Origin of the sequence: [Bacillus] caldolyticus (assembly GCF_003595605.1) — a bacterium.
GTDB lineage: Bacteria > Bacillota > Bacilli > Bacillales > Anoxybacillaceae > Geobacillus > Geobacillus thermoleovorans.
The window spans coordinates 1,446,600-1,463,621 of sequence record NZ_CP025074.1; the positions used below are offsets into that span (position 1 = coordinate 1,446,600).

Annotated in this window: 10 protein-coding genes, 14 tRNA genes and 3 rRNA genes; 2 read left to right on the forward strand and 25 right to left on the reverse strand. The window is 52.7% G+C overall.

Going from position 1 to position 17,022, the window contains the following annotated elements; all coding sequences use genetic code 11:
- Window positions 1-235: 235 nt before the first annotated feature.
- The 18 genes from CWI35_RS07585 to CWI35_RS07670 all read right to left on the reverse strand — a co-directional run bounded on the left by CWI35_RS07585 (window position 236) and on the right by CWI35_RS07670 (window position 9,039).
- Window positions 236-326 (reverse strand) — tRNA-Ser (locus CWI35_RS07585).
- Between the two features lie 19 nt (window positions 327-345).
- Window positions 346-422 (reverse strand) — tRNA-Ile (locus tag CWI35_RS07590).
- Between the two features lie 5 nt (window positions 423-427).
- Window positions 428-504 (reverse strand) — tRNA-Met (locus tag CWI35_RS07595).
- Between the two features lie 17 nt (window positions 505-521).
- Window positions 522-594, reverse strand: a tRNA-Ala gene (locus CWI35_RS07600).
- An 8-nt stretch (window positions 595-602) separates the two neighbouring features.
- A tRNA-Pro gene (locus CWI35_RS07605) sits at window positions 603-676 on the reverse strand.
- A gap of 6 nt (window positions 677-682) precedes the next feature.
- Window positions 683-756 (reverse strand) — tRNA-Arg (locus CWI35_RS07610).
- A 5-nt stretch (window positions 757-761) separates the two neighbouring features.
- Window positions 762-847 (reverse strand) — tRNA-Leu (locus CWI35_RS07615).
- A 5-nt stretch (window positions 848-852) separates the two neighbouring features.
- Window positions 853-927 (reverse strand) — tRNA-Gly (locus CWI35_RS07620).
- Between the two features lie 7 nt (window positions 928-934).
- Window positions 935-1,007, reverse strand: a tRNA-Lys gene (locus CWI35_RS07625).
- 183 nt (window positions 1,008-1,190) lie between these two features.
- Window positions 1,191-1,263 (reverse strand) — tRNA-Thr (locus tag CWI35_RS07630).
- A 530-nt stretch (window positions 1,264-1,793) separates the two neighbouring features.
- Window positions 1,794-1,869, reverse strand: a tRNA-Phe gene (locus CWI35_RS07635).
- Between the two features lie 174 nt (window positions 1,870-2,043).
- A tRNA-Asp gene (locus CWI35_RS07640) sits at window positions 2,044-2,119 on the reverse strand.
- Between the two features lie 5 nt (window positions 2,120-2,124).
- Window positions 2,125-2,201, reverse strand: a tRNA-Met gene (locus CWI35_RS07645).
- Between the two features lie 181 nt (window positions 2,202-2,382).
- Window positions 2,383-2,458: transfer RNA gene (locus CWI35_RS07650), tRNA-Val, on the reverse strand.
- 8 nt (window positions 2,459-2,466) lie between these two features.
- Window positions 2,467-2,583 (reverse strand): 5S ribosomal RNA (gene rrf / locus CWI35_RS07655).
- Window positions 2,584-2,694: 111 nt separating this feature from the next.
- Window positions 2,695-5,624, reverse strand: a 23S ribosomal RNA gene (locus tag CWI35_RS07660).
- Between the two features lie 542 nt (window positions 5,625-6,166).
- Window positions 6,167-7,724: ribosomal RNA gene (locus CWI35_RS07665) — 16S ribosomal RNA — on the reverse strand.
- The 16S, 23S and 5S rRNA genes sit together here with 4 tRNA genes alongside, the layout of an rRNA operon.
- Before the next feature lie 451 nt (window positions 7,725-8,175).
- Window positions 8,176-9,039, reverse strand: coding sequence for a nucleotidyltransferase-like protein (locus tag CWI35_RS07670; RefSeq protein WP_025039077.1), 864 nt, complete (start codon window positions 9,037-9,039; stop codon window positions 8,176-8,178).
- Window positions 9,040-9,414: 375 nt separating this feature from the next.
- Between CWI35_RS07670 and CWI35_RS07675 the strand changes: the two genes are divergently transcribed.
- A complete protein-coding gene (locus CWI35_RS07675; protein WP_011229983.1) occupies window positions 9,415-9,768 on the forward strand; it encodes a YgzB family protein in 354 nt (117 codons plus the stop codon).
- Window positions 9,769-9,792: 24 nt separating this feature from the next.
- Here CWI35_RS07675 and perR read toward each other — a convergent pair whose 3' ends face one another.
- From perR to CWI35_RS07710, 7 genes are all read right to left on the reverse strand, one after another.
- Window positions 9,793-10,251 (reverse strand): peroxide-responsive transcriptional repressor PerR, encoded by a 459-nt coding sequence (gene perR / locus CWI35_RS07680; RefSeq protein WP_020279379.1) that lies wholly within the window; start codon window positions 10,249-10,251, stop codon window positions 9,793-9,795.
- 224 nt (window positions 10,252-10,475) lie between these two features.
- Window positions 10,476-10,952, reverse strand: a complete 477-nt coding sequence (bcp, locus tag CWI35_RS07685; protein ID WP_011229981.1) for a thioredoxin-dependent thiol peroxidase — start codon at window positions 10,950-10,952, stop codon at window positions 10,476-10,478.
- 66 nt (window positions 10,953-11,018) lie between these two features.
- Window positions 11,019-11,423, reverse strand: coding sequence for a potassium channel family protein (locus tag CWI35_RS07690; protein WP_011229980.1), 405 nt, complete (start codon window positions 11,421-11,423; stop codon window positions 11,019-11,021).
- 169 nt (window positions 11,424-11,592) lie between these two features.
- Entirely contained in the window at window positions 11,593-12,546 is a 954-nt protein-coding gene (locus tag CWI35_RS07695; protein WP_011229979.1) for an L-lactate dehydrogenase, read from the reverse strand.
- A gap of 145 nt (window positions 12,547-12,691) precedes the next feature.
- Complete coding sequence (locus CWI35_RS07700; protein ID WP_011229978.1) at window positions 12,692-13,477, reverse strand: ABC transporter permease; 786 nt, start codon at window positions 13,475-13,477, stop codon at window positions 12,692-12,694.
- Between the two features lie 3 nt (window positions 13,478-13,480).
- Window positions 13,481-14,272: an ABC transporter permease gene (locus CWI35_RS07705; RefSeq protein WP_011229977.1), complete on the reverse strand. Its 792-nt coding sequence runs from the start codon at window positions 14,270-14,272 to the stop codon at window positions 13,481-13,483.
- Window positions 14,265-15,269, reverse strand: a complete 1,005-nt coding sequence (locus CWI35_RS07710) for an ABC transporter ATP-binding protein (protein ID WP_011229976.1) — start codon at window positions 15,267-15,269, stop codon at window positions 14,265-14,267. Before CWI35_RS07710 ends, CWI35_RS07705 begins: the two co-directional genes overlap by 8 nt.
- Before the next feature lie 393 nt (window positions 15,270-15,662).
- Here CWI35_RS07710 and CWI35_RS07715 point away from each other — a divergent pair, with 393 nt between their 5' ends.
- Window positions 15,663-16,949, forward strand: coding sequence for a glutamate-1-semialdehyde 2,1-aminomutase (locus CWI35_RS07715; RefSeq protein WP_013146305.1), 1,287 nt, complete (start codon window positions 15,663-15,665; stop codon window positions 16,947-16,949).
- The last annotated feature ends 73 nt before the right edge of the window (window positions 16,950-17,022 follow it).

Consider the following 17,022-nt stretch of genomic DNA (forward strand, 5'->3'; position numbering starts at 1 on the left):
CGTCTCTACCAATTGAGCTAAGCCGGCATATTTAAAATTAGCTAGTGACTCATGTTGTCTGCCTAGTTGTGCCTCTTCCTCTCCCAGCTAATTCGAGGAAGTCAAATGCTCGGTGTCCCTTCCTCTGCAAGCTTATTCAAAGAAGTGGGATGCGTCGGGACAACTCGCAGCAGATTCGACGATGCGAATGCTCGTCTCTACCAATTGAGCTAAGCCGGCACGATTTTAAAGTGCATGGCGGAGGAGGAGGGATTCGAACCCCCGCGCGCCTTGCGGCGCCTCTCGGTTTTCAAGACCGACCCCTTCAACCACTTGGGTACTCCTCCAAAAAAGCAACAATAATAATGGTGGACCTTGTAGGACTCGAACCTACGACCGGACGGTTATGAGCCGTCTGCTCTAACCAGCTGAGCTAAAGGTCCGATAATGGTGGCGGTGGAGGGGATCGAACCCCCGACCTCACGGGTATGAACCGTACGCTCTAGCCAGCTGAGCTACACCGCCAAATTTAAGTCAAAAGGTGGAGCCTATCGGGATCGAACCGATGACCTCCTGCTTGCAAAGCAGGCGCTCTCCCAGCTGAGCTAAGGCCCCATGATAAATCGGGAAGACAGGATTTGAACCTGCGACCTCACGGACCCGAACCGTGTGCTCTACCAAGCTGAGCTACTTCCCGACAAAACGCGCTCGAGAGGATTCGAACCCCTAACCTTCTGATCCGTAGTCAGATGCTCTATCCAATTGAGCTACGAGCGCACAAGTGCCGAGGGCCGGACTCGAACCGGCACGGTAGTTACCTACCCCAGGATTTTAAGTCCTGTGCGTCTGCCAATTCCGCCACCCCGGCGGAAGTGGAGCGGAAGACGGGGCTCGAACCCGCGACCCCCACCTTGGCAAGGTGGTGTTCTACCGCTGAACTACTTCCGCAAGACGATGAGCCATGGAGGACTCGAACCTCCGACCCTCTGATTAAAAGTCAGATGCTCTACCTACTGAGCTAATGGCTCATGGTTAGGATAACACTCTACAGCTTCGTTTCACTCTACCTGCCTCTTCCTCTCCCAGCCGATTCAAAGATGCCAAGTGCGTCGAGGCAACTCGAAGCAAACTCGAAGATGCAGCGCTCGTTACTGAGCTAATGGCTCGCGGTTGCCGCCTTAATGGCTTAAGGGGTTATTAAGGAATAAGAATGCCGGCTGCAGGACTTGAACCCGCAACCTACTGATTACAAGTCAGTTGCTCTACCAATTGAGCTAAGCCGGCACATTTAAAATTAGTTAGTGACTCATGTTGTCTGCCTAGTTGTGCCTCTTCCTCTGCAAGCTGATTCGAGGAAGCTGAGTGCGTCGAGGCAACTCGCAGCCAATTCGATGATGCCGATGCTCGTCTCTACCAATTGAGCTAAGCCGGCACATTTAAAATTAGCTAGTGACTCATGTTGTCTGCCTAGTTGTGCCTCTTCCTCTGCAAGCTGATTCGAGGAAGCTGAGTGCGTCGAGGCAACTCGCAGCCAATTCGATGATGCCGATGCTCGTCTCTACCAATTGAGCTAAGCCGGCACATTTAAAATTAGCTAGTGACTCATGTTGTCTGCCTAGTTGTGCCTCTTCCTCTGCAAGCTGATTCGAGGAAGCTGAGTGCGTCGAGGCAACTCGCAACAGACTCGACGATGCGAATGTTCGTCGCTACCCATTGAACTAAGCCGGGGTGGTTTGAACATCTGACATGTCTGTGAACTACTCCCACTTAGCTTTGCATGAAGCGGGAACCTTCTTTCGGAACTATGATAAAAATGGTGGCTCGGGACGGAATCGAACCGCCGACACAAGGATTTTCAGTCCTTTGCTCTACCGACTGAGCTACCGAGCCATATATTATTTTTTAACTCGCTCGTTGAATTGCTCTGTGCCTCTTCCTCTACAAGCTGATTCAAAGACGCTCGATGCGTCGAGGCAACTCGAAGCGAATTCGATGAAGCGGATGCTCGTCTCTACCGAATGAGCTGCTGAGCCGTATTTTTCATCTTTCACAATTTTGAAAGAATGGCGGTCCCGACGGGACTCGAACCCGCGATCTCCTGCGTGACAGGCAGGCATGTTAACCACTACACTACGGGACCAATTTTGGTTGCGGGGGCAGGATTTGAACCTGCGACCTTCGGGTTATGAGCCCGACGAGCTACCGGACTGCTCCACCCCGCGATGATGAGAAAGTAAGTTGATTTTCACAATGCTTTTAGTGTTGTTGTTCGTTGCCTCTTCCTCTACAAGCTGATTCAAAGACGCTCGATGCGTCGAGGCAACTCGAAGCGAATTCGATGAAGCAAAGGCTCGTTGCTCCACCCCGCGATGATGAGAAAGTAAGTCAGCTTTTATATTAAGATGGTGGAGGATGACGGGATCGAACCGCCGACCCCTTGCTTGTAAGGCAAGTGCTCTCCCAGCTGAGCTAATCCTCCACGAAATTGCCTAGCAGCGACCTACTCTTGCAGGGGCGCTGGCCCCAACTACCATCGGCGCTGGAGGGCTTAACTTCCGTGTTCGGGATGGGAACGGGTGTTTCCCCTCCGCCATAGCCACTAGGCAACAATGGACAAGTCTTATTATAAGGAAAGTTGACCTGTTGTCAAGACTTTTTCATTCCCTCAAAACTAGATAACCGTGCTCAGGAAGAAGCCGCTCGCCTGCGCTTTTCTTGGTTAAGCCCTCGATCGATTAGTATCCGTCAGCTCCACGTGTCGCCACGCTTCCACCTCGGACCTATCGACCTCGTCATCTTCGAGGGATCTTACCCGCTTTGCGCGGTGGGAAATCTCATCTTGAGGGGGGCTTCACGCTTAGATGCTTTCAGCGCTTATCCCGTCCGCACATAGCTACCCAGCGGTGCCCCTGGCGGGACAACTGGTACACCAGCGGTGCGTCCATCCCGGTCCTCTCGTACTAAGGACAGCTCCTCTCAAATTTCCTCCGCCCGCGACGGATAGGGACCGAACTGTCTCACGACGTTCTGAACCCAGCTCGCGTACCGCTTTAATGGGCGAACAGCCCAACCCTTGGGACCGACTACAGCCCCAGGATGCGATGAGCCGACATCGAGGTGCCAAACCTCCCCGTCGATGTGGACTCTTGGGGGAGATCAGCCTGTTATCCCCGGGGTAGCTTTTATCCGTTGAGCGATGGCCCTTCCATGCGGAACCACCGGATCACTAAGCCCGACTTTCGTCCCTGCTCGACCTGTCCGTCTCGCAGTCAAGCTCCCTTGTGCCTTTGCACTCTCCGAATGATTTCCAACCATTCTGAGGGAACCTTTGGGCGCCTCCGTTACCTTTTGGGAGGCGACCGCCCCAGTCAAACTGCCCACCTGACACTGTCTCCCACCCCGCTAAGGGGTGCGGGTTAGAATTTCAATACCGCCAGGGTGGTATCCCACCGTCGCCTCCACCGAAGCTGGCGCTCCGGCTTCCCAGGCTCCCACCTATCCTGTACAAGCGATACCAAAATTCCATATCAGGCTGCAGTAAAGCTCCACGGGGTCTTTCCGTCCTGTCGCGGGTAACCTGCATCTTCACAGGTAGTATAATTTCACCGGGTCTCTCGTTGAGACAGCGCCCAAGTCGTTACACCTTTCGTGCGGGTCGGAACTTACCCGACAAGGAATTTCGCTACCTTAGGACCGTTATAGTTACGGCCGCCGTTTACTGGGGCTTCGGTTCGCACCTTCGCTTCCGCTAAGCGCTCCCCTTAACCTTCCAGCACCGGGCAGGTGTCAGCCCCTATACGTCGCCTTTCGGCTTCGCAGAGACCTGTGTTTTTGATAAACAGTCGCTTGGGCCTTTTCACTGCGGCTCTTCAGGGCTCTTCACCCCAAAGAGCACCCCTTCTCCCGAAGTTACGGGGTCATTTTGCCGAGTTCCTTAACGAGAGTTCTCCCGCGCGCCTTAGGATTCTCTCCTCGCCTACCTGTGTCGGTTTGCGGTACGGGCACCTCTTCCCTCGCTAGAGGCTTTTCTTGGCAGTGTGAAATCGGGGACTTCCGGATTACTCCGTCGCCGTCACCGCTTGGCCTTATGATCCGCGGATTTGCCTGCGGATCAGCCTCACGGCTTGGACAGGCTCTTCCAGCCGCCTGCTCGCCCTATCCTCCTGCGTCCCCCCATCGCTCAAACGGGAAGAAGGTGGTACAGGAATCTCAACCTGTTGTCCATCACCTACGCCTTTCGGCCTCGGCTTAGGTCCCGACTAACCCTGAGTGGACGAACCTTCCTCAGGAACCCTTAGGCTTTCGGCGCAGAGGATTCTCACCTCTGTTTTCGCTACTCATACCGGCATTCTCACTTCTAAGCGCTCCACCAGTCCTTCCGGTCTGGCTTCTCTGCCCTTAGAACGCTCCCCTACCGATGACCAACGGTCATCCCGCAGCTTCGGCGGCACGTTTAGCCCCGGTACATTTTCGGCGCAGAGTCACTCGACCAGTGAGCTATTACGCACTCTTTAAATGGTGGCTGCTTCTAAGCCAACATCCTGGTTGTCTCGGCAACTCCACATCCTTTTCCACTGAACGTGCACTTCGGGGCCTTAGCTGGCGGTCTGGGCTGTTCCCCTCTCGACCACGGATCTTATCACTCGCAGTCTGACTCCCGGGCATAAGTCATTGGCATTCGGAGTTTGACTGGGTTCGGTAACCCGTTTGGGGCCCCTAGCCCAATCAGTGCTCTACCTCCAAGACTCTCAAACCCGAGGCTAGCCCTAAAGCTATTTCGGGGAGAACCAGCTATCTCCAAGTTCGATTGGCATTTCACCCCTACCCACACCTCATCCCCGCACTTTTCAACGTGCGTGGGTTCGGGCCTCCAGCCGGTGTTACCCGGCCTTCACCCTGGACATGGGTAGATCACCTGGTTTCGGGTCGACGACGACGTACTCACACGCCCTGTTCAGACTCGCTTTCGCTGCGGCTCCGCCTCTTCGGCTTAACCTCGCACGCCATCGTCACTCGCCGGTTCATTCTACAAAAGGCACGCCATCACCCATCAACGGGCTCTGACTACTTGTAGGCACACGGTTTCAGGTTCTCTTTCACTCCCCTCCCGGGGTGCTTTTCACCTTTCCCTCACGGTACTGGTGCACTATCGGTCACTAGGGAGTATTTAGCCTTGGGAGATGGTCCTCCCTGCTTCCGACGGGATTCCTCGTGTCCCGCCGTACTCAGGATCCGCTCGGGAGGGAACGAAGTTTCGACTACAGGGCTCTCACCTTCTCTGGCCGGCCGTTCCAGACCGGTTCGTCTACCCCGTCCCTTTCTCACTCCCATCGTGAGCGGTCCTACAACCCCAAGAGGACATGCCTCTTGGTTTGGGCTGTTCCCGTTTCGCTCGCCGCTACTCAGGGAATCGCGGTTGCTTTCTTCTCCTCCGGGTACTAAGATGTTTCAGTTCCCCGGGTGTGCCCTCCATGCCCTATGGATTCAGGCATGGATACTGCCCCATTACGGACAGTGGGTTCCCCCATTCGGACATCTCCGGATCAACGCTTGCTTACAGCTCCCCGAAGCGTTTCGGCGTTTGCCCCGTCCTTCATCGGCTCCTAGTGCCAAGGCATCCACCGTGCGCCCTTTCCAGCTTAACCTATTGCGCTCTCGGCTTCTTCCTTACTGTCTAGCTTCGGCTCGCCGCCGCTCGGGGTCAAATAACCTTCGCCTTCGGGATGTGAACATCCCTCCAGGCGAAGAACATTTGCCCATCGCGGCGAAACGCTCGCCTCCGCTTTTCCGGTTATCTAGTTTTCAAGGAACGAGACTGCTTCTTGAATTTGCTTCTCTGCAGTCTTGTGCCGAGGAATCTTGCTTCCCTGAACCTGCTAGCAGACGCAGGCACAGATGCAAAGCAACTACGTTGAAACAGCTTCCTTGCAGCTTTGCGTCGAGGAATCCAGCTTCTCTGAATTCACTTGTAGACGCAGACGCAAAGCAACTGAAGGAATTTCTCATTCCTTCAAAACTGAACGAAACAGAAGCGCGTTTTGCTTTGAATAACGACTGATGTCTAGCTCCAGCGCCTGGCTCTCTTCTGCCAAATAACCTTCCCCCTCGGGGTGCAAGCACCCCTGCGGGTGAAGAACATTTGGCTTCGAGAGCCAAACGCGGCGCTTCCGCTTTTCTTCGTCCTTAGAAAGGAGGTGATCCAGCCGCACCTTCCGGTACGGCTACCTTGTTACGACTTCACCCCAATCACTTGCCCCACCTTCGGCGGCTGGCTCCCGTAAGGGTTACCGCACCGACTTCGGGTGTTGCAAGCTCTCGTGGTGTGACGGGCGGTGTGTACAAGGCCCGGGAACGTATTCACCGCGGCATGCTGATCCGCGATTACTAGCGATTCCGGCTTCATGCAGGCGAGTTGCAGCCTGCAATCCGAACTGAGAGCGGCTTTTTGGGATTCGCTCCCCCTCGCGGGTTCGCAGCCCTTTGTACCGCCCATTGTAGCACGTGTGTAGCCCAGGTCATAAGGGGCATGATGATTTGACGTCATCCCCACCTTCCTCCGACTTGTCGCCGGCAGTCCCTCTAGAGTGCCCACCTTCGTGCTGGCAACTAGAGGCGAGGGTTGCGCTCGTTGCGGGACTTAACCCAACATCTCACGACACGAGCTGACGACAACCATGCACCACCTGTCACCCTGTCCCCCCGAAGGGGGAACGCCCAATCTCTTGGGTTGTCAGGGGATGTCAAGACCTGGTAAGGTTCTTCGCGTTGCTTCGAATTAAACCACATGCTCCACCGCTTGTGCGGGCCCCCGTCAATTCCTTTGAGTTTCAGCCTTGCGGCCGTACTCCCCAGGCGGAGTGCTTATCGCGTTAGCTGCAGCACTAAAGGGTGTGACCCCTCTAACACTTAGCACTCATCGTTTACGGCGTGGACTACCAGGGTATCTAATCCTGTTTGCTCCCCACGCTTTCGCGCCTCAGCGTCAGTTGCAGGCCAGAGAGCCGCCTTCGCCACTGGTGTTCCTCCACATCTCTACGCATTTCACCGCTACACGTGGAATTCCGCTCTCCTCTCCTGCACTCAAGTCCCCCAGTTTCCAATGACCCTCCACGGTTGAGCCGTGGGCTTTCACATCAGACTTAAGGAACCGCCTGCGCGCGCTTTACGCCCAATAATTCCGGACAACGCTCGCCCCCTACGTATTACCGCGGCTGCTGGCACGTAGTTAGCCGGGGCTTCCTCGTGAGGTACCGTCACCGCGCCGCCCTCTTCGAACGGCGCTCCTTCGTCCCTCACAACAGAGCTTTACGACCCGAAGGCCTTCTTCGCTCACGCGGCGTCGCTCCGTCAGGCTTTCGCCCATTGCGGAAGATTCCCTACTGCTGCCTCCCGTAGGAGTCTGGGCCGTGTCTCAGTCCCAGTGTGGCCGGTCACCCTCTCAGGCCGGCTACGCATCGTCGCCTTGGTGAGCCGTTACCTCACCAACTAGCTAATGCGCCGCGGGCCCATCCGCAAGTGACAGCCAAAGGCCGCCTTTCAACCAAAGACCATGCGGTCTTCGGTGTTATCCGGTATTAGCTCCGGTTTCCCGGAGTTATCCCGGTCTTGCGGGCAGGTTGCCCACGTGTTACTCACCCGTCCGCCGCTGACCAAATCAGAGCAAGCTCCGATTTGGTCCGCTCGACTTGCATGTATTAGGCACGCCGCCAGCGTTCGTCCTGAGCCAGGATCAAACTCTCCAAAAGAAAGTTGATTGGCCTTTGCTTTGGCCAATGCGGCCTCCGCTTTTCTATTGCGCTTCGTTTCGTTCAGTTTTCAAGGAACGAGACCTCTTCTTGAACTTGCTTCGTTGCAGTCTTGCGCCGAGGAATCCAACTCCTCTGGACTCCCTCAAACGCAAATGTGTTTTCCGCTTCCTAAAGCGGCCCTTACATCATAGCATTTTTATTGTTCGTTGTCAACAGCCTTTTATTCATACCGCTCCGCAACATTTTCCCGGCGCGACAGCGATTTAAAATATATCATCGTTCGACAAGGAAGTCAAGAGCTTTTTTCGGCCGGGTTGCCTCCTTCCTTCAATGATCTTGGCAACTAACATTTGTATAAACACAATGAAATTCCTAATAGCATCCATCCTCTCACCGGCTCCCTTCCATTTTTGGGGATCAGCAGAAGGGGACCGTCAAAATTCTTTTTTTACAACGTGTAATACCGTTCGAGCATTGTATTTCCTTTTGTCGGCATTTCCACGACGGTTAGCACTTTCCTTTCGACAAGATACTCAAGCATGATAACAAGATCAACCGAGTAAGGCGCAAACTGCGGATGACCGGTCATTTCCTCAATGCTCCAAGCACCATTTTTTTCTTTCAGCGCTTCGCATAAATGAGAGGAACCTGATTCTACGTAAGAATGAATCAAAAATTCACTGGCCAGCAACAAAAGTTCCAGCCGTTTCGGAAGCGGTTCTTCACTTCCAACGAGTTCTTCATACAGTTTATAAATCCTTCCATCCATTCGCTTGACTTGATTCCATACGGTCACTTCCGGGTAAAGTCCGTGCTCGATCACGGTCAATCGCGCCAAATGATGGAGGGCTTGCACCATATGGTTGTATGAGTCGAGCCAATGCTTGGCGGCAAACAGCGCCTTGCCATCTGTATAATGGCGGATCAGTTTGGCAAACTCGAGTCCCATTTTCAATCGCCGTTCTTTAGGCGGGAATTGCTCAAGGCGCTGGCGCAACTGCTGAACATAGCCGTTTCGGTCAAACACGACCGTTCCGTTGAACACCCAGTCGACCGCCTTTCGATGTGACCCGAGAACAAGCCATTCATTTAACTGCCGTTCACTGACTGCATAAAGCACCGCCTTTTTCTCGTTTAGTGAATACTGTCTGAGAAGCATAGGCTCGCTTTGCGGGTCGACAATGACGAGCAGCACGACATCAAACGTATCCGTTGTTGCTGCATGGCAAGCCGTTTTTTCAATCATTAAAATTCCGTGCGTGTTGCAGCGGTTTGCCCATTCGTGACAGATGGGATGCAGCAATTCTTTCATACCTCGCGTCCGTTGCAGAAAGCCGGCCGCGATATCCGGGCGGACAAATCCCTCAGATATCCCAACATATCGATTGACAGACAACCATACGTTCCTATTTTGAGCCGGCTGTTTTTTCTGCAACGTTTTTTCCTCCCTTCCACCATCATCAATCATCACATTGCGTTTGTGCAGATGTTCAAACAATGCTGTCAACGCCTGTTTCATTTCAGAAAGACCAGAATGCTTGCATCCATGAAGCTGTCGTTTGTTGCCGTCATTCGTTATTCGACAAAAAAAGAGGAATTCCTTTCTTTAAAACGTCGATTTTGTTGATTTCTTCTTCGCGATGGGACCCCGTTTTATGGTATAGTGGTCTATGTAGGAGGGACTGTGATGAGCATCAAATATTCGAGCAAAATCAACAAAATTCGCACTTTCGCCTTAAGCTTGATTTTTATCGGTGTCATTGTCATGTATCTTGGGCTGTTTTTTCGTACGTCCCCGGTCATCATGACGTTGTTTATGTTGTTTGGGATGTTGTTTCTTGTCGCCAGTGGCATTGTATATTTTTGGATCGGCACACTCTCGACGAGAGCCGTCCAAGTTGTTTGCCCGTCGTGCGGCAAAGTGACAAAAATGCTCGGACGCGTCGATTTATGCATGTTTTGCCGTGAACCGTTGACGTTAGACCGCGAACTGGAAGGAAAAGAGTTTGACGAAAAGTACAACAAAAAAAGAAAAAGCTGATAGCCGCCTTGTGCTATCAGCTTTTTAATGCGAATGCGCCGGCGCCCCGCTTTTTTGACAGTCAGGGCAGACTCCGTACACTTCCATGCGATGATGGTCGACCTTAAAGCCGGTGACGTGAGCGGCAAGCTGCTCGACTTCATCAAGCGCTGGATAGTGGAAATCGACAATTTTGCCGCACTCTTCACAGATGACGTGATAATGATTGGAAGTGACGAAGTCAAACCGGCTTGACGAATCGCCGTACGTCAGCTCTTTGACAAGCCCGATTTCCTTAAAGACGCGCAAGTTATTGTAGACGGTAGCTACACTCATGTTTGGGAATTTCCCTTCCAGCGCTTTGTATATTTCATCAGCCGTCGGATGGGACATCGAGCTGATCAAATACTCCAATATCGCATGACGCTGCGGCGTGATGCGTATGCCAGTCTTTTTCAGCATGTCAAGCGCTTCCTTCAGTTGCTCGTTGTCAGACACCGTCATGCACCTCACTCTCTGTGCAAAGGTGAAAAAAATTATCACTTTATAATATTTATAATTAGTCTACAAAGAATACATGCCATTTGTCAATATAGATGCCATTAATATATGGGCTCAGACGCCATTTTAACAAAAAAAGGAGGCGGAAATTGTTTCCGCCTCTTATGTCATTCATTTGAGGAGGTTACTATGTATCATACGCCAAACGATGTACATTGTCTGGACGCTTACCTAGATGACGCTAGTCGGGCGACTTCCGCAAGCGCCTCATCGACATGCCCCTTCACTTTCACCCCGCGCCATTCTTGGACCAACGTTCCGTCGGGGGCGATAATGAATGTCGAGCGATCAATGCCCATATATTCCTTGCCGAAATTTTTCTTTTTCTTCCATACCCCATACAGCTCGGCCACTTCATGCCGCTCATCAGAAAGAAGCAAAAATGGCAACTCATATTTTTCGATAAACGCCTCATGCCGATTCATCGGGTCGGTGCTCACTCCTAAAATGACGGCGTTCAACTCAGCGAACTGCGCATGGCGATCGCGAAAGTCGCACGCTTCGGCTGTGCACCCCGGGGTCATGTCTTTTGGATAAAAGTAAAGCACCACATACCGGCCGCGAAAATCAGACAGCGAAACCATTTTCCCATTGCTTGCCGGCAAGGTGAAATCTGGAGCTGGCTGGCCAATGGCAATCGTCATGTCGTTCCCCCCGTCTTCTTCGTTTTCTTTTAGCGTAGCGAAGACGAAGGGAAATTGCAACTCATATCAGCGATGATCCCAGTCAAACACGGTGCGCGTCACGATGACAGCGGGCATAATGTAGCCGAGCAGCGCTTCGGCAATGGCGATCCACCGCCCGACGCCGATCGGAGTGACATCACCGTATCCGACCGACAAAAGCGTCATACCGCTTAAATACAAGCTGTCTTCAAGCAGCGACAAACGATCTTTCGATGCGCTATTTGGGGATGGGGTAAACACAGCATGGCCGTTTACTTGCAAAATCATATAAATCATGGCAAAACCGAGCAACATCGTTAAATACCATTGGACGAGAACCCATAAGCTATCGAGTGACAGGCGATGCGTCGCTTGCACGCGCACTGTCCAAAGCGAGGTGATGCTGCCGAGCAGTACGGCGGCAACAATGCCAAGGAAGGCGTAATCCATCACGTTCCCCCCATTTTTGTCCGTCGTTCATATATACGCGGACAACCGGGCGATTATACCGCATGACCCTCCGCACCCTGCTTGAATCGGCAGCACTCCTGTATTCCACCGGATCGCCCGACCCATTTGACAAGCCAGCGTCCCGTCAGATGAAGCCAATCGTTGCGCTTTACTGAGCAAAATAGCGCGCCAATACACCTTTTAACGTCGCAGCACTACGGTGGAACCATTTTTTCTCCTCCTCGTCAAGTTCAATTTCAATCACTTCGCGGATGCCATTTCGGTTGATCACAGCAGGCACACCGATGTAGACATCGCGTTCGCCGTATGGGCCGTCCAAGTAAGCGGAAACGGTCAAAATGGCATTTTCATGATGCAAAATGGCGCGCGTCACGCGGGCAAGCCCCATAGCAATCCCGTAGTACGTCGCTCCTTTTTTCTCAATAATTTGGTAGGCGGCATCGCGCACATTGACAAAAATGCGCTCGAGCTCTTTTTGCGCTTCTTCCCCTTTGGACTCGACCAGCTTGCGGATCGGCACGCCGCCGATATCAGCCTGGCTCCAAACCGGGAGTTCAGTGTCGCCATGTTCGCCGATAATATAGGCGTGCACGTTCGTCGGGGCGACGGCGAAATAGTCGCCCAACAAGAAGCGGAACCGCGCCGTGTCCAAAATCGTGCCCGATCCGATTACTCGCTCTTGCGGCAGGCCGCTGAATTTCCACGTCGCGTACGTTAAAATGTCGACCGGATTGGTGGCGACGAGAAACAGTCCTTGAAATCCGGATGCCATGACCGACTCAACGATCGAGCGGAAAATGGCAATGTTTTTGTCCACAAGATCAAGCCGCGTCTCGCCCGGTTTTTGGTTGGCGCCGGCGCAAATGACAACCAAATCGGCATCGCGGCAATCATCGTAATCGCCGTGCCAAATGTCAGCCGGCTTCGGCGCAAATACTTTCCCATGGTTGAAGTCCATCGCATCGCCCTCAGCCTTGTTTTCATTTGCATCGATGAGCACGATCTCATCGGCAATCCCTTGATTCATTAAGGCAAACGCATAACTGGCGCCGACAAACCCGGTGCCGACGACCGCTACCCGATTTCCTCTCCCGTTTTTCATCACTATTCACCTCTTCTTCCTTTTTGTGAATATATTCACATTTTATTTTACGCCACAACATGCTAACGATACAGACAAGGTTGTGTCGATTGCTTGACCATTGTTTGTCATTTTGATGGCAAATGAACAAAAACGGGCGGGGCGCCTAGCTCCCCGTCCCGCGATATCGTCTCACCCCGGCGTTCCAAAGCATGACCGAAACGGTGAAGCAAACCATGCCGACCACTGGGGTGAAAAAGGCATAACTGTACCATTCCTTTTTATCAAGAAAATAAGCAGCTGGATAAACGCCGACAAAGGCAAACGGCAGCACCCACGTTAAAATATAGCGGATGACGCGATGATAAATATCGATCGGGTAGCGGCCATAGCTGCTGATGTTGTACATCATCGGCATGATGGATGTGCGGGCGTCGGCAAAAAAACTGATCGTCGCCAGTGAAATGAAAATGCCGGCATAAATCAATGCACCGCCAATGACAAACAAAATAAACACGAAGACATCATACCAATGAAATGAAAGAGACAAGCGGCTGCCGGCATACAGCATAATGATCAGCCCGGGCACAGCGCCAAGCAACGATTCGAGCTCCATCCGCTCCAAAACAATTTGAAACAGGCTGTTTAGCGGGCGCGTCAACACGCGATCCATTTCCCCCTGCACAATATATCGTTCATTAAAATCCCAAAGGTTAAAAAAGGCGCCAAATACGGCATATGGAACAAGAAAAAAACCGTAAATAAACAAAATCTCATCGCGCGACCAGCCGTGAAGCAGCGTCGTATGGCCGAACACAACCAGCAAAAATACCAAGTTGACCGCCTGAGCCATAAAGTCAGACAGCCACTCCACGAACAAATCGGCTCGATATTGCAGCTTTGTCTTCATATATTGCGCCATGTATTGAAAAAAAACCGATACGTAAAACAACGTTTACCCCCCTTGCACAACAAGACGCTTTTTCGCCGCTCTCCATAACCATCCAATCGGAAAAAGCAATACGATGCACCACGTTGCCTGCAGAAGCAGGCCATCACGGACAGCAGCACCTTTAAAACTTTCTGTCATGATCATGCTTGGGATGTAGCTGATGGCTTGAAACGGGAAATACATCATCGCCCGTTGCGCCCAATCAGGATAAAAGGAAAGCGGCAAAATGAGCCCAGAAAACAAGTCGATGATAAACCGCTTCGCCCTAAGCAACCCTTCATTTCGGAACGTAAAGAACGTCACAACCCCCGCAAGCAAGTTCAGCTCCGAAAAAATGATAAAGCTGAATAGAAGCGACAAGCCGAAAGACAGCCACGTTTTGGCGTGTCCCGGAAACTGAAGCGGCAAAAAAAGCGATACGACCAAAAGCCCAGGCAGCGATAAAAAGAAAAGGCGAAACAGCCCTTCGCCAAGCCCTTGCACAGCTTTCATCCCTAAATAGCTGTACGGGCGGATCAGTTCAATCGCTACTTTTCCATCGCGGATTTCCATGGCGATTTCACGGTCAAGGTTGTTAAAATAAAACGCCCGCGCCAGCCAGGAAATGGCGACATACGTCGTCATTTGCCCAAGCGACATCCCTTGCATCGATGATTTGCCGCCATAAATAGCCGACCAAAGGAAGTAATACGCTGCGATGTTAATGGCGTAAATCAAAATGCCAGTGTAATAGTTTGTCCGGTAGGCGAGCATCATTAAAAAGCGGATGCGGACCATTTCGACATACTTACCCATGAACCGCACCTTCCTCATAAATATTGCGGATGATCTCCTCCGTCGGCACTTCGTGAATATGGATGTCATTTAACGCACAACGGGCAGCGACGCGACTGACAACTTCCGGCACGCCTCCTGATGGAACGTGCGAGACCCAAACGTTTGGCTGTTCACCTTTTTTCCAAACAACATCCAACCCTTCAGTCAACTGCTGCAAAAAAGCGGCCGTCACCGCTTCGGCAAACGTAAAGGCGACCCGTTTTCCTTGGCCCCATCTTTCTTTCAGGCGCTCAAGCGACCCGTCGTAAATGATTTTCCCTTCATCGAGCATAATGACCCGCTCGCAAAGCGCTTCAATGTCTGACATATCGTGCGTCGTCAGCAGGATCGTCGTGCCATACCGTTCATTCAATTGCTTTAAAAACTGGCGGATGTTGAGTTTGACAAGCACATCAAGGCCGATCGTCGGTTCATCCAAAAACAACAGCGGCGGGTTGTGAATGAGCGCGGCGGCAAGCTCACAGCGCATCCGCTGGCCAAGCGACAGCTTGCGCACCGGCTTATCAAGCAGCGGGCCGATCTCAAGCATGTCAATCACCTCGGCCATATGGCGGCGATATTGCTCGTCCGAGACGCGGTACACTTTTTTCAACAGCCGGAACGACTCTTGAACAGCGATGTCCCACCATAATTGCGAACGCTGGCCGAACACGACGCCGATCGTGCGCACGAATTTTTCGCGCTCTTTATGGGGATTCATCCCGTTGACGACAATGCGCCCAGACGTTGGCGTTAAAATGCCGGTCAACATTTTGATCGTCGTGGATTTGCCGGCGCCGTTTTCGCCGATATAGCCGACGATTTCCCCTTGCTTAACAGCAAACGAAATGTCATCAACCGCTCGAACGAGCGTATAACGGCGCGTCCATAAATCGCGAAACGCTCCGACAAGGCCGGAGCGGCTTTTGTGCACTTTAAATTCTTTGCGCAAATGTTCTACTTCAATCGCGTTCATCGTTCTCCTCCTGACCTCTCCTTGGCGTCAAAGGAAAAAGGCGGCTTGCGCCCTTCTCCTATGTTGCATTATACATGAATCGCCGCCATTTTCATCTTTTTTGTTTTCCAGTCTGTTGACGCCATTGCGTTAGGCGCCGCCTCCGATTTGGAAAGAACGGCAAAATGCTTTTATCCTAAATCAATGCCCACTCGCCGATCGACCGTCGGCAACAGTTGGATGTCAGTTCCGCCCATACGGAAACAAACGATTTCCTGTCGGATTTTTTCGAATCGGCACGTCAATGATGGGAGAAACCGATCCGTCTCCCGCTTTACACCTATAGCATTGAAGTTTGAGTCTTCTCGGTTTACTATATAAAGAGGCAGTCAGCGGAAACAGGAGGATCAAACAATGCAGTGGACCAAATCAGAACAATTATATGAAGAAGCGCTCCAGCACATTGTTGGTGGAGTGAACAGCCCGTCCCGCTCATACAAAGCGGTCGGCGGCGGTGCGCCAGTCGTGATGGAGCGGGCGCAAGGAGCCTACTTTTGGGATGTGGATGGAAACAAGTACATCGACTACTTGGCCGCCTACGGACCGATCATCGCCGGGCACGCCCATCCACACATCGCGGAAGCCATCCGCCGCGCCGCCGAGACCGGTGTGTTGTACGGCACGCCAACGCCGCATGAGATCACGTTTGCCAAAATGTTAAAAGAGGCGATCCCGTCGCTCGAGAAAGTGCGGTTTGTCAACTCGGGAACAGAGGCGGTGATGACCACGATCCGCGTCGCCCGCGCCTACACCGGACGAAGCAAAATCGTCAAATTCGAAGGCTGCTACCATGGCCATTCGGACCTTGTGCTCGTCGCCGCCGGCTCGGGGCCATCGACGTTGGGGACGCCGGACTCAGCCGGCGTGCCGCCGAGCATCGCCCAAGAAGTCATTACCGTGCCATACAACGATGTCGAATCGTTCCGTGAAGCGATGAACGTTTGGGGCGAGCAAGTCGCAGCGGTCCTCGTCGAGCCGATCGTCGGCAACTTCGGCATCGTCCTGCCAAAACCGGGCTTTTTAGAAGCGATCAATGAGATTGCCCACAAGGAAGGGGCGCTCGTCATTTACGACGAAGTGATCACCGCCTTCCGCTTTATGTACGGCGGAGCGCAAAACTTGCTCGGTGTGGAGCCCGACTTGACGGCGATGGGGAAAATCATCGGCGGAGGCTTGCCGATCGGGGCGTACGGTGGACGCCAAGACATTATGGAACAAGTCGCTCCGCTCGGACCAGCGTACCAGGCCGGGACGATGGCCGGCAACCCGGCGTCGATGCTCGCTGGCATCGCCTGCCTTGAAGTGTTGAAACAAGAGGGTGTCTATGAGCATCTCGACCGATTGGGAGCAATGCTGGAAGAAGGCATCCTGGCCCATGCTCGCCAATGCGGCCTGCCGGTGACCGTCAACCGCTTAAAAGGCGCGCTCACCGTCTTCTTCACTGACGAAAAAGTGGAAAACTACAAGCAAGCCCAGCGCAGCGACGGCGAGTTGTTTGCGAAATTTTTCAAGCTCATGCTCAAACAAGGGATCAATCTCGCGCCGTCGAAATACGAAGCATGGTTTATCACCCTCGCCCATACGGAAGACGACATCGCCTACACGATCGACGCGGTCGGCAAGGCGTTCCGGCAGCTTTGAACACCAGAAATTTCTCAACGCCCCGCCTTCATCGGCGGGGCGTTATATTTTTTCCTTGCGCACATAGGATGAA